We start from the raw sequence: 21724 nt of genomic DNA on the forward strand, positions 1-21724 counted from the left end.
GGCGGAGCCTCTTCAGCGCCGAAGGCGTAACGCAGACCCAGGGTCACAGTGTGCGACTGATCGTAGTCGCCAGACCAGGTGCCGAACTGGGCAGCCGGTTGCGAGTCCCACTTAGCGTCACCGGTCAGGTAACGATAGGTCAGGTCCAGGTTGGCGCGGTCCGAGATGGCCCAGGCCAGACCGGCAATCGCTTGAGCAGCGAAACGGGTCGACGAGTCGTCGGCCACGAAGTTGCCACCCGGCAGCTGGCGCAGACGGCCGCTGGTGTCGACGTTCACGCGGTTGGCACCAACGCCCAGACCGACGAACGGACGCAGGGTCCATTCCGGGGTGCCGAAGTCATAAATGACATTGGCCATCAGGGTGGTGGAGGTGATGTCGCCGTCCGGCGAGTGGCAGGCCGGAGCCGTGCCGCTGTTGCACAGGCCTTGCGGGCCCGACACAGCGCGAACGGTGCCGATGTCACCCGAGCGGTAGCCGCCCTCGAGTTCCATACGCCAGTTCGGGTTGAAGCGGTAACCGAGGCGAGCAAATGCAGCCCAGCCGTCGTTCACTTCCCAGTTCCAGTTGTGACCCGTTGCCGAGGCTTCGGCATTGATGTCGTCGATGATGTGATAGCCGGCGTCGATAGCGCCGTACCAGCCGTCCGGCTCGGCCGAAGCGGCACCAGCCGCAAACAGCCCAGCAGCGGCGACACTGGCCAGAAGTTTCAGCTTCATGGTGTCCTCTTTCACTGATGAAGGTTCTCGCACCGGCACACGGGGATGCACCGGCGATCTACCACCTAACTGCGTTGCATCGGAGTGGTTCCTTGAAATAGGCTCATAAGTGACGACTGTGGCGCATTTCCAACACTTTAAATCACACCCTCGCCACACAGTCTTAAAAGCAATTCAGGAAGGGGACGGCCTATGAGTTTGGATTTTTCAGGACAGGTGGCCATCGTGACAGGGGCCGGCGGGGGTCTCGGCCGAGAACACGCTCTGGCCTTGGCGGCGCGGGGCGCAAAGGTAGTGGTCAACGATCTGGGTGGCGCGCGCGACGGTTCCGGCTCTTCTTTATCTGCGGCTGAAGCCGTCGTAGCCGAGATCGAGGCCGCAGGCGGCGAAGCCATGGCCAACGGCGCATCGGTGACGGATCGTGACGCCGTGAAGGCCATGGTCGAGGATGTCATGGCCCGCTGGGGACGGATCGACATTCTGGTGAACAATGCCGGCATTTTGCGGGACAAGAGCTTCGCCAAAATGGAACTGGATGACTTCCAACTGGTCGTCGATGTGCACCTGATGGGCGCGGTCAACTGTACCAAGGCGGTATGGGAGATCATGCGGACTCAGAACTATGGACGCATTGTTATGACCACCTCGTCATCCGGTCTTTACGGGAATTTCGGGCAGTCGAACTATGGCGCGGCCAAAATGGCATTGGTCGGCTTGATGCAGACCCTGTCTATCGAGGGGGCCAAGAACGATATCCGAGTAAACTGTCTAGCCCCGACCGCGCACACCCGCATGACCGAGGACCTGGGCCTGCCATTAGAGGCCTTGGCACCGGCCCTTGTGACGCCCGGCCTGTTGTATCTGGTCAGCCGCGATGCGCCGACCCGCTGCATCCTTGCTGCAGGCGCGGGTGGTTTCGAGCGGGCCTATGTCACCCTGACCCAAGGCGACTTTATCGTGGGCGAGGACGCCGACGAGCAGGTTGCATCCCGTTTTGACAAAATTTCGGACCGCACGGGCGAGATCGTCCCGGACATGGGTGCTGCGCAGGGCATGATCGAAATGACCAAGGCGCAAAAGGCAGCACGCTAATCTGTACGCCGATGCACGGCTCTCCATTTGTGAGCCGTGCATTTTGCGTCCGTGCCTATAAAGCGCTAGTTCTCCGCCGGAGTCGGCAAGACTAAGCCGACATGATGGAAGCCGAAATGACGCAGTCTGCCCCCAAAGATCGTCCCGCCACGCTTGAAGCTATGACGGATCGCGCTCGCAGTGTGATCCAACTCAATATTGAGGCCTTGCAGGCGTTGGAGCGTTCACTGGACAGCTCGCTCGCGAGGGCCAGCGAAATCATTCTGGACCGTCCGGGCTATGTCGTTGTTACAGGCATGGGCAAGTCAGGTCACATTGGCGGCAAGATCGCCGCCACCCTCGCCTCCACCGGCACTAATGCCTTCTTTGTGCATCCGGCTGAAATGAGCCACGGCGATCTGGGCATGTTGCGCCCGGACGTGACAGTGCTGGCTATCTCCAACTCGGGCGAAAGTCGCGAGTTGCGCGATCCGCTTATCTATTGCCAGCGCAACAATATCCCCGTCATCGCCATTACCCAGCGCCCCACCAGTTTTCTTGGCCGGCACGCGGAAGTCGTCCTGACCATGCCAAAAGTGGCGGAAGCCTGCCCCGAGGGTTTGGCACCCACCACCTCGACACTCATGACCTTGGCACTGGGCGATGCCCTAGCCATGGTCCTCATGGAACAGCGCGGCTTCACTCGTGAAGACTTCGGCATGCATCATCCGGGCGGTGCACTCGGCATGAGTTTGCAATCCGTCCGTGAATGGATGGAAGACAATGTGGCTACACCGGTAAGCGTCGCGCCTACCGCCAAGTTCAGCGAAATCGTTTGGGCTATTACAGAAGGCCGCAAAGGGGCCGTTGCTGTGATCGACGATGATGGTGCCCTAGTGGGGATGATCACCGATGGCGACATCCGCCGTGCTTTTGCACGCGACATCAGCACCATGGTGGCCTCGGACATCATGAGCGCCAATCCGATTACGGTTTCACCTGACCAGCGCATGCGCGATGTGGTTGACCTTCTCACGGCAAACAAGATCAGCAATCTGCTGGTCGTCGAAAATGACCGGCCCGTCGCGATCATCCATATTGCTGAGCTAATGCAGGCTGGGTACGTCGCCTGATGCGCCCCATCGTCCTGTTCGACGCCAGTCGGCTCCTTAGCCGAACAGAACGCGCGGCCCCAACAGGCATTGATCGCGTTTGTCTGGCCTACGCCGAATGGCTGATCGCGCACCCGGACTATGACATGGTTCCCGTGCGCGGCCGCAAGGGCCAGCCTGCTCTGGTCAATGTCGAATGGTTTGAACGCAAGGTAGCCAAACTACGCAAGCGCTGGGAAGGGCAGTCAGGTACGCATCTGAGAGCCGTTGACAAAAAACTGTTCTCAACCTTGGCTGCTGAAGTCCGACCCGAGGCATCCATACGCGATGAAAACGCGCACTTTGAAGACAAACGTAAGGTCGTTAAATCTCGCACTGTCCGGCAGTTTTTCCGATCGCGCCGTGTGGAGGCTCTGCCCAAGGCTTTCGCCTATGTTAATGTAGGTCACACAGGGCTGGACGACCCCGAACTGTTGGCGACGATGAGCGAAGCCCACATCGCTCCCATCATTCTCGTTCACGACCTTATTCCGGTAACCCATCCGGAGTATTGCCGACCGGGGGATGGCGATAAGCACAAACGGCGCATGCGTCATACGCTTCGGTACGGTGCCCACCTCATTGCCAACAGTCAGTACACAGCTGATCAGTTGGATCTCTTTGCCACGTCACAAGGGATGGTCCGCGCGCCGACCACAGTGGCGCATCTGGGGGTTGAACCCCATTTGGGAAAAGGCGAACCCCTGAAAACCAAGCGTCCTTACTTTGTATATGTGGGCACGCTTGAAGCACGCAAAAATCTAGCCTTTCTTCTTACAGTGTGGCGTCGACTTGAAGAACGCATGGGCGATGAAACGCCGTCCCTGGTTCTCGCTGGACGATTGGGGTGGGAGAATGAAAACGCCCTTGATCATCTGGAACGCTCGCCCAATCTACAGGGTCTGGTGCATCAGGTTTCTGATTTGTCGGACTTAGCGCTTTCTTCCCTTATGCAGGGGGCTCGCGCCGTTATCGCGCCGTCGAGTGTCGAAGGCTTTGACCTGCCCGCAGTAGAGGCATGCGCCATGGGCTTGCCGCTACTCGCGTCGGATATCCCTCCTCACAGAGAACTTACCTTGACTGCTCGACTTATCGATCCTGTAGACGGGCTAGGGTGGATAGAGGCTTTGGAGGATTGGACACGCGTTCCACCGTCAAAACCTCACTTTTCTCCCCCTTGCTGGTCCGACCACTTCAAGATTGTCGAACAAGAGATTCTATCTCCTCTGGCGGGAAAGCTCAGAGGCAGCTAAATCTGTTTAAAAGCTATACCGAGCCCCCGATGACAAGAACTGCTGCAAGCCTGATGATTGTTGCCCTGCTGGCCGGGTGTTCGACCCTGCCACGGGACGGGCCGTCCAGTAGCAATGTGGTCCAAGGTGCCACCACGGCCGAGCGCCTCGGCAGCTATGCCATAGTCGACCTGGACTTTGCTCTCAGCGAGCATCTACGCACTGTGCCGCCTCGCTCTTTCAAAGGATTGTCCGAAGCGTTCAGCGACGAACCGACTGACATCATTGGTATCGGCGATACCTTGAGCGTGAGCATTTTGGCACCCGGTACCAATCTGTTTGCGGGCGCGGACGCCGGCCCTAGCCTTCCGCCGCTCGTCGTGGACCGCGATGGCAAGGTTCCGATCCCTTATGCCGGCTCTATCAACGTCAGCGGCTTGACGCCTGGCCAAGCCTCGGCGGCTATCCGCCGCGCACTCTCTGGCAAGGTCGCCAACCCGCAAGTGATCGTGACACAGGCGACTGCGGCCTCGAACTCGGTGTCAGTGCTTGGTGAGGTGCGCAATCCCGGTCGCAAAATACTCGCGGCCAATCAGGATCGTCTGCTGGACGTGATTGCAGCTGCCGGTGGCAGCTCGCGCTCGATCTACGATGTCGACGTCGTCATCATGCGCGGCGAACAGACCTATTCGGCACCGCTGTCGCTGGTCACCACCACCTTCGGCGAAAATATCCGCCTGCAACGCGGTGATCAGGTCAATCTGACCTATAAGCCGCGCCGCTTCTCATCTTTCGGTGCATTCAACGCGGTGGCCCGTACAGAGATACCGCCCGGTCCGCTGACGCTGGTCGAAGCCCTCAGCGGCGTGGGGGGGCTGGATTCCAACCTCGCCAATGCCCGCTCGGTTCTGGTGTTCCGCTTCGAGCGGCCCGAGGTGGCGCAGGCACTGGGTATCAACCAGCCTGCGACGTCGCGGGGCGTGCCCGTGGTTTACCGCCTGAACCTGAACGAAGGCCAAGGCTTCTTCATTGCCAGCAATTTCCAGATCGAGCCGGATGACGTCATTTACGCTCCGCGCGCTGGTGCTGCGGAAATGCGTAAATTCTTCGAGTTTGTTCAGAGCATCACCCGCGTCGTTTATGATGTGTCGGTGACCAGTACGCTGAACCCCTAAATCATGGCTGGCGGTTTGTCGCATTGGCTGGGCGGGCGGCGGGAAGTGCCGCCCGTACCCGTTGATGACAGCCCGTCGATCGCTCTGCCCGATGGTCTGTCGGAGCAAATACAAACTGTCGAAAGCGCTGCGCTGGAAATCTACCGCCGCGCAGGTTTGCCAACAGCCGCCGGAAGCTATGTCCAGCGAGGGCCGCAGGCTAGCTGGGAACGGCTGGCCGATAATCTGACCCCGACCGAAAAATGGGACCTGCTGAACAGCGCGCCCGAAGGGGCCGGTTGGCGCTTTGTCGACCGCGCGTCTCTGGGACGCACTTCGGAAGATCCGGATGTGCGCCGCGCCTCGGCTCTGTTGGTCACCTGTGCGGGACTGAAAGCGCGCCTGAGCGGAGAGCTACCGACCTCGGCCCAGGATGTCGCCGATGCCCTACAACTGGGCGCGGCGGCCTCATGGCTGGCGCAGATCATCACCGCGTCTCCGCTCGATGATCACCAGCCGCTGACTTTTATGCCGATTGCCGACCAGTCGGCCGCAAAGGAAAAGGCAGCCGCGCGTCGCAAGGCCGCCTCCGTTAAACCCGCGTCTCGATCGCCTAGAGCGAAGCCACAGCGCTAGAGAATAGCTCCAGCGAGCGCACGCGCGCCTGATGATCCCAGATCTGGCTGGTCACCATCAACTCGTCCGCGCCCGTCTTTTGCACAAAGGCAGCCACCTGCTCGCGGACCTGTTCGGGTGTCCCCACAGCGGTGCAGGCCAGAGCGCTGTCGACCACGGCCTTGGATGTGCCGTCCAGCCGCTCGTAGAAGCCCTCAATTGGCTTTGGCAGCTTGCCCGCCTTGTTGAGCCGCAGGTTGATGAAGGCCTGCTGCACCGAGGTAAACAGGGTATGCGCCTCGGTCTCGTCATCGGCGACGAAGGCGTTATAGCCCGCCATAACATAGGGCTGGGCCAGATGCGGTGATGGACGGAACGTCTGGCGATAGATGTCGATGGCCCGCAGCAGTTCGCCCGGCGCAAAATGGCTGGCAAAGGCATAAGGCAGGCCCAGATGAGCCGCCAACTGCGCTCCATAGGTCGAGGAGCCCAGAATCCACACCTTTACCGGCTGACCTTCCCCCGGATAGGCGGCAATGCGCTGACCTTCGACCGCCGGTTCAAACCAGCGCATCAACTCCATCACATCCTGCGGGAAGCCATCCACGTCGCCCTGCAAGGTCCGGCGCAGAGCGCGGGCGGTCAGTTGGTCCGTACCCGGCGCGCGGCCAAGGCCCAGATCAATACGATCCGGATAGAGCGCCGATAGGGTGCCGAACTGTTCGGCGATGACCAGCGGGGCATGGTTGGGCAACATCACGCCCCCTGCCCCCACCCGAATGGACTTGGTGGCCGCTGCGACCGCCCCGATCACCACCGAGGTCGCTGCACTGGCGATGCCGGGCATGTTGTGGTGCTCGGCCAGCCAGTAGCGGGTGTAGCCCAGCCGATCGGCATGGGTGGCCAGATCGATCGTGTTCCGCAGGGCCTGCCCCACGTCGGAACCATCGGGGACAGGAGCGAGATCGAGAACGGAAAATGCGGTCATGCCCTCGATATGGTGACCAAGGTCGCGAACGCCATAGGTCATCACCATGGCCCGCGCAGAAACCTTCACCGAGGCGAAGGGTCCCGCGCTTTTTGTCGGCCTATGAAGGGTTTTTAATCCAGCACGATGCCGCAGGTGCGCATGATTTCGGCGCGCAGCTCCGGCAGACCCAGTCCCTTTTCGGACGAGGTCACCGCCACATGCGGATAGGCCGCCGGGCGTTTGGCGATGGCTTTCAGGGTCGCCGCCTGAACCTTCTCAGCCTCGCCCTTCTTCAGCTTGTCCGCCTTGGTCAGAACGATCTGATAGGAGACGGCCGCCAGATCCAGTGCATCCAGAGCCTCGTCATCGACCTTTTTCAGGCCGTGGCGGCTGTCGATCAGCAGATAGACGCGCTTCAGGGTCACTCGGCCGCGCAAATAGTCGCGGCCCAGATCCTGAAAGCGGCGCACTTCCTTTTTGGACGCCTTGGCCCAGCCATAGCCGGGCAGGTCGACCAGACGCATCTTGTCGTCGAGGTTGAAGAAGTTCACCTCGCGGGTGCGGCCCGGCTCGTTGGAGGCGCGGGCCAGTTTGTTCATCCCGACCAGGCCGTTGATCAGGCTGGACTTGCCCACGTTCGAGCGGCCTGCGAACGCGATCTCGGGGAGATCGGGTTCGGGCAGCTGTTCGATCTTGGCGCAGCCGAGCATGAAGGTGGCCTGACGCGCGAACAACACGCGTCCGGCCTCTATCTCTGCGGGCGAGTATTCGCCCAGCTTCGGCTCATCCAGGGGTTCAACCAAGGGCTCAGGCCTTTTTGAAACGGGCGAGGAAGGTATCGATCGGGTTCTCGGCCTTGAACTTGTGCATGATCACATACTGCTGAACGATCGACAGAATGTTGTTCCATGCCCAGTAGATCAGCAGGCCGGCCGCGAACGGGGCCATGATGAAGGTGAACACCAGCGGCATGATCGCGAAGATCTGACGCTGGATCGGGTCCTGCGCCGGCGGGTTCATCGACATCTGCAGCCACATGGTCAGGCCGTAGACGATCGGCAACACGCCCAGATGCAGCGGGCCGTTCAACAGGCCGCCCAGCAGCGGGATGGTCGCCGGATCATAGGGAATGGCACCGAACAGGTTCCAGATGGTGGACGGGTCACGGGCCGAAAGGTCCTTGATCCAGCCAAAGAACGGCGCGTGGCGCATTTCGATTGTGACGAACAGCACCTTGTACAGGGCGTAGAAGACCGGAATCTGCACGAGGATCGGCAGACAGCCCGCCAGCGGATTGATCTTCTCGCGCTGGTACAGCGCCATCATTTCCTGCTGCTGCTTCTGCGGGTCCTTGCCGTGCTTCTTCTTGATCTCCTCCATCTTGGGCTGGAGCGTACGCATCTTCGACAGCGAAGCGTACGACTTGTTGGCCAGCGGGAAGAGGATCAGCTTGACCACCACCGTCAGGCCCAGAATGGCCAGACCGAAGTTGCCCATCACGCCGTAGAAGAAGTCCACGATCACGAACAGCGGGCGGGTCAGGAACCAGAACATGCCCCAGTCGATGGCGTAGACGAAGCGCGGCAGGCCGAGGCGTTCCTCATAGCTCTTGAGCACCTCATTACGCTTCACGCCGGCGAACAGACGCTGGGTCTCGACGATCTGCTTGCCCGGATTGATGGTGAAGGTCTGGCCCAGCATGGCGGCTTCGTGCACGTCAACGTTCTGGACGTTGCGCACGGTGAAGCGGCCTTCAACCTTTTCGTCTTGCGACGGGATCAGGGCGGCCAGCCAGTATTTGTCGGTGATGCCCATCCAGCCGCCAGTGGATTCCTTCTCCACGCGCGCCTTCTTGGCCCAGTCCTTGTATTTGATCTGCTCGGTCGAATAGGAGTTGCCGCTGCCGAAGGTGCCGATGGCGCCTTCGTGCAGGATCATCTGCTTGCCCAGATCTGCCGGAACGCCCTGACGCTCGACGCGGCCATACGGCGCGATGGTCACGGCAGTGGTGCCCAGATTGGCCACCGTGTCCTTCACGGTGAACAGATACTGGTCGTCGATCGAGATTTCGCGGGTGAAGCGCAGGCCTGCACCGTTATCCCAGGTCAGTTCGACCGGCGTGGTCGGGGTCAGGGTCTGGCCCTTGGCCAGCGTCCACACTGTATTCGGGCCCGGAACGCCGCCCGGGATGTTGGCACCGCGCCAGCCGAACTGGGCGAAATAGGCGTGCTCCATGCCCTGCGGACGGAACAGCTCGACCGGATCCTCGCTGCCCAGTTCCTCGCGGTAGTCGGTCAGGAACAGGTCATCGATGCGGGCACCCAGCAGCGACAGCGAACCCTTCAGCGTACCGGTTTCGATGGCCACGCGACCGGCAGCGTCGCCCAGAGCGGTCGAACGGTCTTGTGCAAAGACCTCGACTTCCGGACGCAGCGCCGTGTTGGAGGCGTCATCGGCGTCTTGCGACAGCTCGGCAGCAGCGATGCGAGCCTGGCGCTGGGCCTCGGCTTGCGGGCGCATCACGGTGAAATAGTAGATGCCCATAATCAGGGCCGCGCACACGAAGAAGATCAGGGTGTTGCGCGAATTCTCGTTTTGCATCGGGATCAGCGGTCCTGGCCGGATAGGCTGGGTTGATCGGAAGGGTGCGGGTCATTGCCGGCGTCAACAGACACAGACGCGGACGCGCGAGACTTTGCCAGCCTTGTAAGGGCCGATTTCACATCGTCAAGCAATCGGTCCCAGTCACGCTCGGCTGTACCCATGCGGGCGATGAGCACATAGTCACAGCCGGACTGGCCATAAAGGGGCAAAAGACAGCGGGCAGCCTCTCTCAACCGGCGTTTCGCACGGTTGCGGACCACAGCGCCGCCAATTTTGCGCGTGGCGGTAAAACCGACGCGCATTGTAGGATCATCATCCTGACGATCCAGCATTTGGACAACCACGGCGCCTCTCGCTTGAGAAACGCCTTTGGCGGCCGCCAGAAACTGGGGCCGCCGCAACAGGCGATCGATTTTCATCGTATCGGTCATGCGCCCGCCCTTTTACAGGTTATGGGCGCGTGACGTCAGGCCGTCAGGCGCTTGCGGCCCTTGGCGCGGCGACGCGCTACGATTTTTTGACCGTTCTTGGTGGCCATCCGCGAACGGAAGCCGTGACGGCGCTTGCGCACGAGACGCGACGGCTGATAGGTCCGTTTCACGGTCGGCTCCAGGTTATTGAGGTTAAGCGATAGATACGATCATCTACCGCGGAAGAGAGGCGGGCGTATAAGCGGCCCCCGCGACGGAGTCAACGGTGTCTGGGCGATTGCGACGCTCGCAAGGCATCGTTTTCGCTGAAAGTTTAACCTTTGTGGACCGGGAGCCGCGTTTGCGACCGTTAAAACGCTTTCTGCCACTGATCCTGATCGTTTTAGCGATCATTGTGATCTTCGCGACGGGGTGGAATCGATACCTGTCGCTGGACACTTTGCGTGATCACGGCGCGCAGCTGACGGCACTGGTCGACCGACATTACTGGCTGATGCTGATCGCCCTGATGGCGCTGTTTGCGGTGCTGACCACCAGTGTCGTGCCGGGGGTGGTCTTTATCACGGTGACCGCAGGCTATCTGTTCGGGCCATGGGTCGGCGGGATAGCCACAGCCGCCGCGGCCACACTGGGGGCGGTCGGCATCTACTATGTGGGGCGCACCGCCTTTGGAGAGCGGCTGAAACAAAAGGCCGCGCAGGACACCGGCCTGCTGAACCGCATCTGCGCAGGCGTGGATCGCAATACCTTCTGGTACGTATTAACGGCGCGCCTGATCGTTTCTGTGCCGTTTCACATGATCAATGTGGCCGCAGGCATCATGTCCGCACCGCTAAAACCCTATATAGTGGCGACATTCATCGGGCTGTTGCCGGCCCATATTATCTATTGCTGGATCGGCAGCGGTCTACATGAGGTGCTTGTGAACGACCCCAATCCGGACATTCAGGGCCTGTTCAAAGCCTTTTTCTGGCCGTTGATGGGTGTCGGCTTTCTGTCGATGGCCCTGCCACTGGGCATGCGCGCCTTCCAGAACCGCAAGTCCACCGGAGGGGAGCCATGATGCTGCCGCCGCAGGTGTTTCGCTCGCACAACCGCGCCCGCACGGCGCTGGAAGCGATGAAGCTGCGCCTGAAGGACGGCGAGCGCGTGCGCCCACATGGCCCCGATGGCCTGACGGCCCGCCTTATGATGCTGACGGTGGCTTTCACCCTGCTAGTGGCTGCCATGATCCTTGGGCCCAGCGCTGCCTCGTTCCAGGACCGCTGGCTGAGGGACCGTTTGCAGGCCGCTGAGCTGGCTTCTGTGGGCGTGGAGGCCCTGCCCTACTCTGCGGTCGAAGATGCCACTGCAGAGCAGCTGCTGACCATTGGCGGGGTACAGTCCGTGGTCGTGGGCGAGCAGGGCGTGCGCCGCCTGCTGCTACAGGCCCCCAACCTGCCCCGCGCGCCCGAACTGATCGACCTGCGCAACCGCAGCACCTGGACCCGCACCATCGACCCGTGGAAGACCCTGTTCGGTCACCCCGACCGGTCTTTGCGCGTGCAGGCCACGCCGCGTTATCGCTCGGGCGAACTGATCGAGATTCTGGCTCCGGCCCAACCACTGAAGCAGGAACTGCGTACCTTTATCCTGAACAGCCTGTTCGTTTCGGTGCTGATCGCGCTGGTGGCCGGTGCCCTGCTGTGGCTGGGTTTGTTCTATCTGGTGCTACAGCCCCTGCGCCGCGTGACACGGTCCATCGAGCGATTTGCGGCCGATCCAGAGGGCGAAGTGGACGAGCCGTCCGACCGCCACGACGAGATTGGTCGCGTCGAGCGCGAACTGGCCCGAATGCAGGAAGAGGTGCGCCAGTCCCTGCGCGCTCGCGCCCGTCTGGTGGCGCTGGGTGAGGCGGTGGCCAAGATCAACCACGACCTGCGCAACATGCTGACCTCGGCGCAGATGGCGTCGGAGCGCCTGTCCACCTCGTCCGATCCGCTGGTGACCAAGGCCCTGCCCCGTCTGGAGCGCGCGCTAGGCCGTGCCGCAGCTCTCGCGCGCAATGTGCTGGAATATGGCAAGTCCGAAGAGCCCGCGCCCGAACGGCACCGCCTGCTGTTGGCGCGTGCCGTAGCCGCGGCGGGCGAGGATGCCGGTCTTGATCCGGACGGCGTCGCGCTGGTGACAGACCTGCCATCGCGCTTCGTGGTCAGCGCCGATCCGGATCAGCTGCACCGAATACTGGTGAATCTGATGCGCAATGCCCGTCAGGCTATCGAAGGCCAGCCCGAGCACGAGCGTGGCGAAATCCGCGTCTCTGCCGACGAGGAGAACGGCTATGCTGTGATCCGCATTGCCGACAATGGTCCGGGCATCCCCGACCGTCTGGCCGAGCGCCTGTTCGAGGCTTTTGTAAGCGGCTCCAAGTCCGACGGGACGGGTCTGGGGCTGACGATCTCGCGCGAACTGGCCGCCAATCACGGGGGTGATCTGCGCCTTTTGGCAACCGGACCGGACGGAGCGGTGTTTGAACTGCGATTACCCCAAAGTGAAACGCGCGTTCCTGCAAACCATGACCCCGCTCTTGCCGAGCCGTCTGAACGGCTACAAGCTGAGCTGTAGGAGAAACACATGTCGCTTAATCGCCCCCTGAAGTCTCTGGTTGCGGCCAGTCTTGCCTTGGGTCTGATGGCCTCTAGTTCTGCTCTGGCCCAAACCGCGGCCCAAAGCGATCCAGTTGCGGACGCCTTGCGTCAGCGCGGCGAGGCCAACCGTCAGGCCCCTGATTCTGTCCAGACTCCGGAAGAACAGCGCACCACGTCGGCGTTGAACGCCGAGATTCTGGACCAGAACGATCTGGCCGAAATGGAAGAGCGCGCCCGTCTGGCCGACTATGCCAAGGCCCAGGCCGACTATCAGGCCGAGTTGGAACGGGTCGCCGCCGAGAACGAGCGCATCGCCCGCGAAACGGCCGAGCATGAGGCACGCTACAAGGCCGAGATGGAGGCCCACGCCCGCGCCCGCGCCGACTGGGAGGCGTGCAATGCCGGTGATCGCAGCCGCTGCCGTCCGCAATAAGCTACGGTCTATTCAGAAATAAAAAAGGCGCGCTCCGGACGGGGCGCGCCTTTTCTTATCGCTTTGAATTCGGATCAGCCGTCGACTGATTGATCCTGACGCTTTTTCATCAGGGCATCGAAGCTGTCCCATACGCCATCGGCACCGTGCCATGAGCCTTGGGTCGCGGCCTTGGAATATTCGGTCGCGCGCGCTTCGAAGAAGTTGGCGTGTTCGACGCCCGACAGCAGGGCCTGCAGCCACGGCAGAGGGTTTTCCTGCACGCCATAGACTTCCGGCAGGTTCAGCTGACGCAGGCGCCAGTCAGCGATGAAGCGGATGTACTGTTTGATGTCATTGGGCGTCATGCCGTTCACCGGACCCAGCTCGAAGGCCAGATCGATGAAGCGGTCTTCCATATCCACCACCGTCTTGCAGCAGTCGACGATATCGTCGGCCACGGCCTTGGTGACAGCGCCCGTTTCCTTGTTGAAGGCGTGATACAGCTTGATGATGCCTTCGCAGTGCAGGCTTTCATCGCGCACCGACCACGAGACGATCTGGCCCATGCCCTTCATCTTGTTCTGGCGCGGGAAGTTCATCAGCATGGCGAACGAGGCGAACAGCTGAAGACCTTCCGAGAAGCCGCCAAACATCGCCAGCGTACGGGCGATGTCGGCATCCGACGAAACCCCGAACCTGCCCATATAGTCGTGTTTGTCCTTCATGGCCTCGTATTCCATGAAGGCGCCGAACTCGCTCTCGGGCATGCCGATGGTTTCGAGCAGAAGCGCATAGGCCGCGATATGGATGGTCTCCATATTCGCAAAGGCCGACAGCATCATCTTCACCTCGGTCGGCTTAAAGACGAGGCTGTAACGCTCCATGTAGTTGTCGGCGACCTCGATGTCCGCCTGGGTAAAGAAGCGGAAAATCTGGGTCAGCAGGTTGCGCTCGCTGTCGTCGAGTTTGGAGGCCCAGTCCTTGACGTCCTCGCCCAGCGGCACCTCTTCCGGCATCCAGTGGACCTGCTGCTGCTTCTTCCACATGTCGAAGGCCCACGGGTAGCGGAAGGGCTTATAGGCCGCCGACGGCGTCAGAAGACCGGCGGTGCCGGGCTGGATGATCGGGGATTGGGCGTTCATCGCAACGGGTCCTGCAAGCTAGGAAACTGGAGAGGGATTCGATGCCCCAACCATGCGCTAGCGCGACGTATCGCACAACCCGACTGCACCCCTATCTTGCGATCAAATTTCTTATAGCCACTAGATGTAGGGTCTTTAGACCAAACAACTGGGGGCTGTGCTGGGGACAAAAATGCCCGCCGCTGCGTCGGCAGGGCGGGCATTCTGGCTAAATCATTGAAACAGTGACGCTTAGATCAGACCCATCGCCGTGGCCTCGGCTTTCAACCCCTCGCGGAACTCCGGCGCGGCCAGTTCGATCAGGGCCGCAGCACGTTCTCCATCGGTCAGGCCGCGCAGGTTCACGGCACCGTATTCGGTCACCACCCACTGCACATCATTGCGCGGCGTGGTCACCGGACCATCCAGACGCGGCACAATGCGCGACACCGTACCCTTGGCGGCGGTGGAGTAGCAGGCGATGATCGACTTGCCGCCCTTGGAGCGCGAAGCCCCGCGTACAAAGTCCAGCTGCCCGCCCGAGGCGGTGAACTGGCGACCGTTCAGAAACTCCGAACAGCAGGCCCCGAACAGGTCGATCTGCAAGGTGGCATTGACCGAGACCACCTTGTCGTTCTGGGCGATGACCGCCGGATCATTGACGTAGTCGACGCCATAGGCCTCGAAGTCGGGGTTGTTGTTCATGAAGTCATAGTCAGCCTGCGTGCCCATGGCGAACGTCAGGACCGACTTGCCTTTATGGATGTGCTTCTGGCTGTTGTTGATCACGCCCGCCTTGATCAGCTTGATCAGGCCTGGCGTCATCAGTTCGGTATGCACCCCCAGATCCTTATGGTTCTGCAGCGCATCGCACACGGCATCCGGCAGGGCCCCGATGCCCATTTGCAGGGTCGAGCCATCCTCGATCATATCGGCGATTAGGCCACCGATGATTTCATCTTGCGGGGTCGACGGGGCCTTGCCCGCTTCGATCAGCGGCGCATTGTTCTCGACCACCGCCGTGACTTCGGAGATGTGCACGCGGGTATCGCCCGCCAGACGCGGGAAGTTCTCGTTGACCTCGAGGATCAGGCGCGCACCCGAGCGGGCCACGGCGACCGAATAGTCCGCATTGATGCCGAAGGAGAAATAGCCGTCGGCGTCCATCGGCGAGACGGTCGTTACCAGCGTATCGACCTTGACCTGATTCACCAGAACGTCGGGCGTCTGCTGGAAGCCGGTCGGGATAAACCACACGCCCTGACGGCCCTCCTCGCGGCCGCGCTTGTCCAGCGCGCGTTCGATAGCGCCATGGAAAAGGCTGTACGGACGAAGGCGATCGGTCAGTTCATAACGCAGCACAGTATCGCCAGCCGTCTTGGTGGACAGCAGATAATAGATGTTCACATCGGCGATCTGGCCAGCCTCGGCGCGGTCGGCGAAGGCCTTGAGCAATGCTGGCGGCTGGGACACGCCCAGACCCATGGCCACTTTCGATCCGTTTTCGATCAGCCCCGCGGCTTTCTCGGCAGAGGTCAGGCGTTCGGCGTACTGGCCCGCAAAATCGGTCATCGGTTCCTCAACACATGCTGGCCCCTTGGCCTGCTCAGTTGTTTTGGTAACCATCGCTTTAGGCAAGCTTCTGCCTAGACTTTGGTCTAGGGCTCGTCTTTCAGCCGCGACATATAGACCCGCTGACGACGTTCCGCCGCATAGGCCACCAGCCATAACAGCATGGCCCAGAAGGCCCCGATGCCCCATCCGGCGACCACATCGGACGCCCAGTGCGCGCCCAGATAAATTCGCGTCAAACCAATCAGTAACACCAGAACGACAGACCAGATCAGGGCGTAGGCCTTAACGCGGGCGCGCGGAAAAGCCCGCGTCAGCATAACCCCGACGCTGAGATAGAAGACTGTCGCCAGCAGGGCGTGGCCCGACGGAAAGCTGGCATTCAAAGTGTCGACCAATTGATATTCCGCAGGCGGACGGGCGCGATCATAAACGCCCTTCAATCCTTCCGACAGCGCCACGCCTCCGGCCAGTCCGGCCATCATCAGCACCGCCGACAGCTTTTTGCCGTGCATTAGCAAAAAGCCCATGGCCATCAAGGCAAACACCAGCAGGACCGAAATACCGCCCAAAGAGGTAATATCCACCGACGCCTCGTGCAGCCACCACGGCCCGATCGGCCGGTCCGGATCGTCGGCAAAGGGGCGCAGCCAGTTCAGAATCGCCCAGTCGACGCGTTGCTGGTCGCCCTCGACAATGCCTTCGGCAATGGTGAAAAACAGGGCCAGGCCCAGTGTCCCCGCCATCAGTGCGGCGACAGCACCGATTTCGGTACGCGCCACCCGTATTATGCGTGCGGTGAAGGCAATGGGATGGGCGGTCATGGCATCCACAACGGCTCCGTTAGGGGTTGAGTTCCCGTCCCGATCCGGGACGATTCCCGATTAATTGCGACAAAACCGTGGCATAGGTTCACGCCGTTTCCAACCCTTTCAGGCCCATTCGGTTGGCAAGGGAAAAATTCGCAAAAATTGAAATTAAAAGATTTGAACCGAGGCTCCGATTAACCCAAGATTTAGAGGTAACTGGTGTTGTGCACACAACATCTGGCGTTATCCACAGGTTGACGGGTTGTAGCAATGGCTGGCGGCGAAGCTCTTAAGACGACGGATTATTCGGCAGTTTCAACGGGTTTGAAGGCTTTCAAACCGCGTTTGGAAATCGTCCCCGGTAGCCTCAAGTTAGATCGCAGCCGTGACGATCTGTTGACAGATTTCGGCAAAAAGACCCTCGAAGACCGTTATCTGCTGCCGGGCGAGTCCTATCAGGACATGTTCGCCCGCGTCGCGACCGCCTTCGCTGACGACGCCGACCATGCCCAGCGCGTTTATGACTATATGTCGAAGCTGTGGTTCATGCCCGCCACGCCGGTTCTGTCAAACGGCGGCGCGGATCGCGGCCTGCCGATCTCCTGCTTCCTGAACTCGGTCAACGACAGCCTCGACGGTATCCAGAACGTCTGGAACGAAAACGTGCAGCTGGCCTCGAACGGCGGCGGCATCGGCACCTATTGGGGCGGCGTCCGCTCCATCGGTGAACAGGTCAAGGGCGCGGGCCAGACGTCGGGCATCATCCCCTTCATCCGTGTGATGGACTCGCTGACACTGGCCATTTCGCAAGGCTCGCTGCGTCGCGGCTCGGCCGCCGTCTATCTGGACGTGCACCATCCGGAAATCGAAGAGTTCCTCGAAATCCGCAAGCCGTCGGGTGACTTCAACCGCAAGTCGCTGAACCTGCACCACGGCATCAACATCACCGACGAGTTCATGGAAGCGGTGCGCGACGGCAAGCCGTTCGACCTGCGCTCGCCCAAGAACAACGAAGTGCGCAAGACTGTTGATGCGCGCGGTCTGTGGACCAAGATCCTCGAGATCCGCATGCAGACGGGCGAGCCCTATCTGATCTTCTCGGACACGGTGAACCGCCAGCTGGCTAAACACCAGCAGGAGCTGGGCCTCAAGGTCAAGCAGTCGAACCTGTGCGCCGAAATCATGCTGGCTACCGGCAAGGACCACCATGGCGAAGAGCGCACCGCCGTGTGCTGCCTGTCGTCTGTGAACGCCGAGACCTTCCTCGAGTGGCGCGAAGAGCCGCGCTTCATCGAGGACGTGATGCGCTTCCTCGACAACGTGCTGCAAGACTTCATCGACCGCGCCCCCTCGGCCATGTCGCAAGCTGTCTATTCGGCCACCCGCGAGCGCTCGGTCGGTCTGGGCCTGATGGGCTTCCACTCCTTCCTGCAATCGCAGGGCGTGGCGTTTGAATCCGCCATGGCCAAGTCGTGGAATATGCGCCTGTTCAAACACCTGCGCCGCGAAGCCGACAAGGCTTCCAAACTGCTGGCCGAAGAAAAGGGCCCCTGCCCTGACGCGGCCGATCGCGGCGTGATGGAGCGTTTCTCGCACAAGATGGCGATCGCGCCGACCGCGTCGATCTCGATCATCTGCGGCGGCACCTCGGCAGGTATCGAGCCGATCCCGGCCAATATCTACACCCACAAGACCCTGTCGGGCTCGTTCGCGGTCAAGAACCCCTATCTGGAGCGCCTGCTCGAAGAAAAGGGCCAGAACACCGACGCCATCTGGAACTCGATCCTCGAAAACGAAGGCTCGATCCAGCACCTCGATTTCCTGACCGAAGACGAGAAGGGCGTGTTCAAGACCGCCTTCGAACTGGACCAGCGCTGGCTGATCGAACTGGCCGCCGACCGCGCGCCGGAAATCTGTCAGGCCCAGTCGCTGAACCTGTTCGTGCCGGGTGACGTGAACAAGTGGGACCTGCACATGCTGCACTGGTCGGCTTGGGAACGCGGCGTGAAGTCGCTGTACTACCTGCGCTCCAAATCGGTGCAACGCGCCGCCTTCGCCGGTGCCGACACCAAAGACGAGCAAGAGATCGATCCGAACCAGCCGGACCTCTTCTCTGCCGCCCGCACCGATTACGACGAGTGCCTCGCCTGCCAATAGGCGGCAATCGCGCGAAATATGAAACCCATTCACCGCCCGGGAACCTGTTCTCGGGCGGTTTCGTTCGTCAGGTATGGCCATATCGCATAGCGTCGGTATGCTGGACTTGGGAGGACGAACCGTGCGCGCTCTGGAGGGCAACCGCAGACAGATTTACGGACCGGCAGGCGGCTTGTGCGCCGCGCTGGGCCTATGTCTTGCCACGCCCTGTATCGCGGAGCCGTTTTCGCAGACATGGGAGGAGACCTCTGCCCCTCTAGGACGGGCCATAGATTGGCGCGTGTCTCTGGATCAGCAATCCCCTTATCCCGCGCGATATGGCCAGATCCAGACCACCGAAACCACCTATGTCGGCTCCCGCTATAGCGAGCGACTGACCCTGTCGCAGAACCGGACATGGAGCTCGCCGGAGTCCGCACCGTTCAGCGACACTGCGCCGTGGGAAGATGCGCAACTCGACGTCGCCTATCAGCGCCAATGGACCGCCGCCTATGGCCGCACGCCCTCGGGGCTGGAGGTCTCCCTGACCCCGCATACAGGCGTGAGTTATAGCCGTGAGGGTACCAGTGCCGAGGCCGGTGCCACCTTGCGTATCGGACAGAACCTCAAACATCTGGCCCAGAACGGTGACGAAGTTTTCGGCAACCGCCCACGTTGGTACCTGTTTGCCGCCGGATCGAAACGCGCTGTCGGCTATAATCTGGCGCGCGGGCGCGATGGCGAACTGTCGCGCGCGGGTCTGACCCACGACCGCGGCGGATCGTTCGGAGATGCCACCATTGGCGTGGCCTATCGGCGCGGCCCGATCGAGTCCTCGATCGGTCTTGTCTACCGCGAGAATGAAACCAAGGGCCTGCGCAGCTTTGACGGCATCAAGACCGATGTCGATGAAGGCATCCTTGCCTTTCAGCTGTCGATCCGCCCCCGCTGAAGAAAAAGGCCCGATGCCTGAGCACCGGACCTTTTCCTCGTCATCATCCTGATACGGATCAGTCGACCAGAACGACGCCTTCGCGGCGCGGGTCCGCACCACCGTCCCAGCGACCATCGCGCCAAATGGCACCATGCAGGCCCGAGGTCTCGGTCGCGTTCGGCTTCAGCTCCATACCGGCGGCAGCCAGAGCATCGCGGATTTCCGGCGAGAACTGCTCGGTATCGGCACCCACCATTTCACCGCGCACCACCAGATTGGGCAGGGCAATGGCGTCCTGCATCGACAGGTTCCAGTCCAGTACGCCGATCAGGGTCTTGCCCACATAGGCCAGAATGCTTGAACCACCGGGCGAGCCAATAGCCCCCACCAGCTTGCCGTCCTTGTCCAGAATAAGGGTCGGGATCATCGACGAGCGCGGACGCTTGCCACCGGCCACAGCATTCGGGGCCGGATGGCCATTTTCCATCGGCGTATAGGAGAAATCGGTCAGCTGGTTGTTGAGGAAGAAACCGCCCGCCATGCGACCCGAGCCAAAGAAGCTCTCGACCGTCGAAGTCATGCTGGCCACATTGCCCTCGCTGTCCACAGCGACAAAGTGGGTCGTGCCTGCCGGCTCTAGCGTCGCATCGCTGAGGTTGGTGGCCGCACCAATCGGGCGACCGGCACCGACCGGACCATTGACCTGCGGTACCAGAGCGGCACGGCTGGCGACGTAGTCGTCATCCAGCAGGCCCGCCACCGGCACGCCCACGAAGTCACCGTCGCCGACATAGCGATCGCGGTCCGCATACATCAGGCGTTGCAGGCGGCCAAAGGCCACCCAGGCCTCGGGGCTGTCCTTGCCTTTGAGGATGTCAGGCGTTTTCTCGGCCATGGCCAAGAACTGCAGGATCGCCACGCCGCTGGATGGCAGGGTCGGCACACACACCACATAGGCGCGGTACGGACGGCAGATCGGGTCACGGCGCAGCGGACGATAGTTGGCGATGTCCTCGACCGTCAGCAGACCGGGGCGCGGGTTCGACTGGACCGCCTCGACGATCTTTTGCGGCAGTTCGCCCTGATAGAAGACACTGGGTCCCTCATCGGCCAAACGGCGCACGGTCTCGGCATATTCCGCATTCACCAGACGCTCGCCCGCCTGATAGCGCGTGCCATCCGGCTTGGTGAAATAGCGCGTGGCCCATTCGGTCACGGCCTGATTACGGCCCGAGTTGATATAGCCCGCCAGTCGCGGCGAGACGATAAAGCCATCGCGTGCCAGGGTTTCAGCTTCGACAAACAGGCGGTTCCACGCCAGCTCGCCCTGCTCCTCGTGCGCCATACCCATCATGGCCACGACACCCGGCGCGCCGGTCGAACGGCCCGACAGCACACCGTCAATAAACGGCAGGGGGCGGCCGTTTTCGTAGAACATCTCCGGTGTCGCCGCCGAGGGGGCCATTTCGCGACCGTCATACTGGGCGACCTCGCCGGTCTTGGCGTCATAGGTCATCATGAAGGCACCACCGCCCAAACCCGACGACTGCGGCTCGACCAACGACAGCACCGCCTGAATGGCGACGATGGCATCCACCGCTGATCCCCCTTCACGCAGCACGCGCATGCCCGCCTCTGCGGCCAGCGGATTGGCCGCGGTGACCAACGGGCCGCGCGGTGCCTGTGCGGGTGCCTCAGCCGCAGACGTGGTTGCCTCGAGCGCCGCCGCAGGGGCCGTGGTCCCCAGCGCCAGACCCGACGCCAGGAGCAGGGCTACGACAGAGGTGTTTCGTCCAAAGGCTTTCAAGCGATTAAATTTGGTCATAGCCCGTCATACTCCCGCGACACTTGAGGCAAACCCTTGCTAGGCCGACGAGGGCAATTCGCCAACCCCGGATTTTCTTTCGTTTTCCTCAAATTAGCTGTTGCCATCCAAAATCTGAAAAGCTAGATAGCCCACCTCGCCGCGGGGCAACGCCCTACGGTCAGCGTCGAAAGACAAAGCGCACCCGTAGCTCAGCTGGATAGAGCATCAGACTACGAATCTGAGGGTCAGGAGTTCGAATCTCTTCGGGTGCGCCATCTTTCTTCCCATCTCGACGCTCTCGCGCCTCGGCCCACCGGCTTGAGGCGTTTTTCATGTCCCGGACTGATTTTACTACC

Annotated in this window: 20 protein-coding genes and 1 tRNA gene; 11 read left to right on the plus strand and 10 right to left on the minus strand. The window is 61.3% G+C overall.

Annotated elements, in window-relative coordinates; all coding sequences use genetic code 11:
- Positions 1 to 719 (minus strand): outer membrane protein (locus B3B04_RS07525; protein WP_292041579.1); only part of this gene is annotated, 719 nt, incomplete at its 3' end.
- Between the two features lie 192 nt (positions 720 to 911).
- Between B3B04_RS07525 and B3B04_RS07530 the strand changes: the two genes are divergently transcribed.
- The 5 genes from B3B04_RS07530 (at position 912) to B3B04_RS07550 (ending at position 5963) form a co-directional block, all read left to right on the plus strand.
- Entirely contained in the window at positions 912 to 1811 is a 900-nt protein-coding gene (locus B3B04_RS07530) for an SDR family NAD(P)-dependent oxidoreductase (RefSeq protein ID WP_292041580.1), read from the plus strand.
- A gap of 101 nt (positions 1812 to 1912) precedes the next feature.
- The gene (locus tag B3B04_RS07535) at positions 1913 to 2923 is read left to right on the plus strand and encodes a KpsF/GutQ family sugar-phosphate isomerase (RefSeq protein ID WP_292041581.1); all 1011 of its coding nucleotides are present in this window, start codon (positions 1913 to 1915) and stop codon (positions 2921 to 2923) included.
- The gene (locus tag B3B04_RS07540; protein ID WP_292041582.1) at positions 2923 to 4194 is read left to right on the plus strand and encodes a glycosyltransferase family 4 protein; all 1272 of its coding nucleotides are present in this window, start codon (positions 2923 to 2925) and stop codon (positions 4192 to 4194) included. The genes B3B04_RS07535 and B3B04_RS07540 overlap by 1 nt, the downstream gene beginning before the upstream one ends.
- A 29-nt stretch (positions 4195 to 4223) precedes the next feature.
- Positions 4224 to 5348 carry a polysaccharide biosynthesis/export family protein gene (locus tag B3B04_RS07545; RefSeq protein ID WP_292041584.1) on the plus strand — a complete coding sequence of 375 codons (1125 nt, stop codon included), beginning with the start codon at positions 4224 to 4226 and terminating at the stop codon, positions 5346 to 5348.
- Between the two features lie 15 nt (positions 5349 to 5363).
- The gene (locus B3B04_RS07550) at positions 5364 to 5963 is read left to right on the plus strand and encodes a hypothetical protein (RefSeq protein ID WP_292041586.1); all 600 of its coding nucleotides are present in this window, start codon (positions 5364 to 5366) and stop codon (positions 5961 to 5963) included.
- Here B3B04_RS07550 and B3B04_RS07555 read toward each other — a convergent pair.
- From B3B04_RS07555 to rpmH, 5 genes are all read right to left on the minus strand, one after another.
- Positions 5941 to 6930, minus strand: coding sequence for an LLM class flavin-dependent oxidoreductase (locus B3B04_RS07555; protein ID WP_292041625.1), 990 nt, complete (start codon positions 6928 to 6930; stop codon positions 5941 to 5943). The genes B3B04_RS07550 and B3B04_RS07555 overlap by 23 nt on opposite strands.
- Before the next feature lie 113 nt (positions 6931 to 7043).
- Positions 7044 to 7715: a ribosome biogenesis GTP-binding protein YihA/YsxC gene (gene yihA, locus B3B04_RS07560; protein ID WP_292041588.1), complete on the minus strand. Its 672-nt coding sequence runs from the start codon at positions 7713 to 7715 to the stop codon at positions 7044 to 7046.
- A gap of 4 nt (positions 7716 to 7719) precedes the next feature.
- Positions 7720 to 9513: a membrane protein insertase YidC gene (gene yidC / locus B3B04_RS07565; protein WP_292041590.1), complete on the minus strand. Its 1794-nt coding sequence runs from the start codon at positions 9511 to 9513 to the stop codon at positions 7720 to 7722.
- A 5-nt stretch (positions 9514 to 9518) separates the two neighbouring features.
- On the minus strand, positions 9519 to 9947 hold the full coding sequence (gene rnpA / locus B3B04_RS07570; RefSeq protein WP_292041593.1) for a ribonuclease P protein component: 429 nt from the start codon (positions 9945 to 9947) through the stop codon (positions 9519 to 9521).
- Between the two features lie 35 nt (positions 9948 to 9982).
- Complete coding sequence (rpmH, locus tag B3B04_RS07575; RefSeq protein ID WP_003164000.1) at positions 9983 to 10117, minus strand: 50S ribosomal protein L34; 135 nt, start codon at positions 10115 to 10117, stop codon at positions 9983 to 9985.
- Positions 10118 to 10287: 170 nt separating this feature from the next.
- Between rpmH and B3B04_RS07580 the strand changes: the two genes are divergently transcribed.
- The 3 genes from B3B04_RS07580 to B3B04_RS07590 are packed head-to-tail and all read left to right on the plus strand — an operon-like array spanning position 10288 to position 13007.
- Positions 10288 to 11010 (plus strand): TVP38/TMEM64 family protein, encoded by a 723-nt coding sequence (locus B3B04_RS07580; RefSeq protein WP_292041595.1) that lies wholly within the window; start codon positions 10288 to 10290, stop codon positions 11008 to 11010.
- The gene (locus B3B04_RS07585) at positions 11007 to 12551 is read left to right on the plus strand and encodes a sensor histidine kinase (RefSeq protein ID WP_292041597.1); all 1545 of its coding nucleotides are present in this window, start codon (positions 11007 to 11009) and stop codon (positions 12549 to 12551) included. The genes B3B04_RS07580 and B3B04_RS07585 overlap by 4 nt, the downstream gene beginning before the upstream one ends.
- Positions 12552 to 12560: 9 nt before the next feature.
- Positions 12561 to 13007 carry a cell wall hydrolase gene (locus B3B04_RS07590; RefSeq protein ID WP_292041598.1) on the plus strand — a complete coding sequence of 149 codons (447 nt, stop codon included), beginning with the start codon at positions 12561 to 12563 and terminating at the stop codon, positions 13005 to 13007.
- Between the two features lie 74 nt (positions 13008 to 13081).
- On the opposite strand, the gene B3B04_RS07595 is transcribed toward B3B04_RS07590, so the two are convergent.
- The 3 genes from B3B04_RS07595 to B3B04_RS07605 form a co-directional block, all read right to left on the minus strand.
- On the minus strand, positions 13082 to 14131 hold the full coding sequence (locus tag B3B04_RS07595) for a ribonucleotide-diphosphate reductase subunit beta (protein ID WP_292041600.1): 1050 nt from the start codon (positions 14129 to 14131) through the stop codon (positions 13082 to 13084).
- Positions 14132 to 14362: 231 nt separating this feature from the next.
- On the minus strand, positions 14363 to 15682 hold the full coding sequence (locus B3B04_RS07600) for an acetyl-CoA hydrolase/transferase family protein (protein ID WP_292041601.1): 1320 nt from the start codon (positions 15680 to 15682) through the stop codon (positions 14363 to 14365).
- 86 nt (positions 15683 to 15768) lie between these two features.
- A complete protein-coding gene (locus tag B3B04_RS07605; protein ID WP_292041603.1) occupies positions 15769 to 16506 on the minus strand; it encodes a phosphatase PAP2 family protein in 738 nt (245 codons plus the stop codon).
- Between the two features lie 255 nt (positions 16507 to 16761).
- On the opposite strand from B3B04_RS07605, the gene B3B04_RS07610 reads away from it, so the two are divergent.
- On the plus strand, positions 16762 to 18648 hold the full coding sequence (locus tag B3B04_RS07610) for a ribonucleoside-diphosphate reductase subunit alpha (protein ID WP_292041605.1): 1887 nt from the start codon (positions 16762 to 16764) through the stop codon (positions 18646 to 18648).
- Between the two features lie 280 nt (positions 18649 to 18928).
- Complete coding sequence (locus B3B04_RS07615) at positions 18929 to 19579, plus strand: lipid A-modifier LpxR family protein (protein WP_292041607.1); 651 nt, start codon at positions 18929 to 18931, stop codon at positions 19577 to 19579.
- Positions 19580 to 19637: 58 nt separating this feature from the next.
- On the opposite strand, the gene B3B04_RS07620 is transcribed toward B3B04_RS07615, so the two are convergent.
- Positions 19638 to 21386, minus strand: a complete 1749-nt coding sequence (locus B3B04_RS07620; protein ID WP_292041609.1) for a gamma-glutamyltransferase family protein — start codon at positions 21384 to 21386, stop codon at positions 19638 to 19640.
- A 180-nt stretch (positions 21387 to 21566) separates the two neighbouring features.
- Between B3B04_RS07620 and B3B04_RS07625 the strand changes: the two genes are divergently transcribed.
- Positions 21567 to 21643, plus strand: a tRNA-Arg gene (locus tag B3B04_RS07625).
- Positions 21644 to 21724: the final 81 nt, after the last annotated feature.

The sequence above is a fragment of the Brevundimonas sp. UBA5713 genome (genome assembly GCF_002419815.1).
Lineage (GTDB): Bacteria > Pseudomonadota > Alphaproteobacteria > Caulobacterales > Caulobacteraceae > Brevundimonas.

Bases quoted from the DNA above. Each gene is read 5' to 3' on its own strand.
- B3B04_RS07530 (WP_292041580.1), top strand. From the start codon at position 912: ATGAGTTTGGATTTTTCAGGACAGGTGGCCATCGTGACAGGGGCCGGC.
- B3B04_RS07535 (WP_292041581.1), top strand. From the start codon at position 1,913: ATGATGGAAGCCGAAATGACGCAGTCTGCCCCCAAAGATCGTCCCGCC.
- B3B04_RS07540 (WP_292041582.1), top strand. From the start codon at position 2,923: ATGCGCCCCATCGTCCTGTTCGACGCCAGTCGGCTCCTTAGCCGAACA.
- B3B04_RS07545 (WP_292041584.1), top strand. From the start codon at position 4,224: ATGACAAGAACTGCTGCAAGCCTGATGATTGTTGCCCTGCTGGCCGGG.
- B3B04_RS07555 (WP_292041625.1), bottom strand. From the start codon at position 6,930: ATGACCGCATTTTCCGTTCTCGATCTCGCTCCTGTCCCCGATGGTTCC.
- yidC (WP_292041590.1), bottom strand. From the start codon at position 9,513: ATGCAAAACGAGAATTCGCGCAACACCCTGATCTTCTTCGTGTGCGCG.
- rnpA (WP_292041593.1), bottom strand. From the start codon at position 9,947: ATGACCGATACGATGAAAATCGATCGCCTGTTGCGGCGGCCCCAGTTT.
- B3B04_RS07585 (WP_292041597.1), top strand. From the start codon at position 11,007: ATGATGCTGCCGCCGCAGGTGTTTCGCTCGCACAACCGCGCCCGCACG.
- B3B04_RS07590 (WP_292041598.1), top strand. From the start codon at position 12,561: ATGTCGCTTAATCGCCCCCTGAAGTCTCTGGTTGCGGCCAGTCTTGCC.
- B3B04_RS07595 (WP_292041600.1), bottom strand. From the start codon at position 14,131: ATGAACGCCCAATCCCCGATCATCCAGCCCGGCACCGCCGGTCTTCTG.
- B3B04_RS07600 (WP_292041601.1), bottom strand. From the start codon at position 15,682: ATGACCGATTTTGCGGGCCAGTACGCCGAACGCCTGACCTCTGCCGAG.
- B3B04_RS07605 (WP_292041603.1), bottom strand. From the start codon at position 16,506: ATGACCGCCCATCCCATTGCCTTCACCGCACGCATAATACGGGTGGCG.
- B3B04_RS07610 (WP_292041605.1), top strand. From the start codon at position 16,762: ATGGCTGGCGGCGAAGCTCTTAAGACGACGGATTATTCGGCAGTTTCA.
- B3B04_RS07620 (WP_292041609.1), bottom strand. From the start codon at position 21,386: ATGACCAAATTTAATCGCTTGAAAGCCTTTGGACGAAACACCTCTGTC.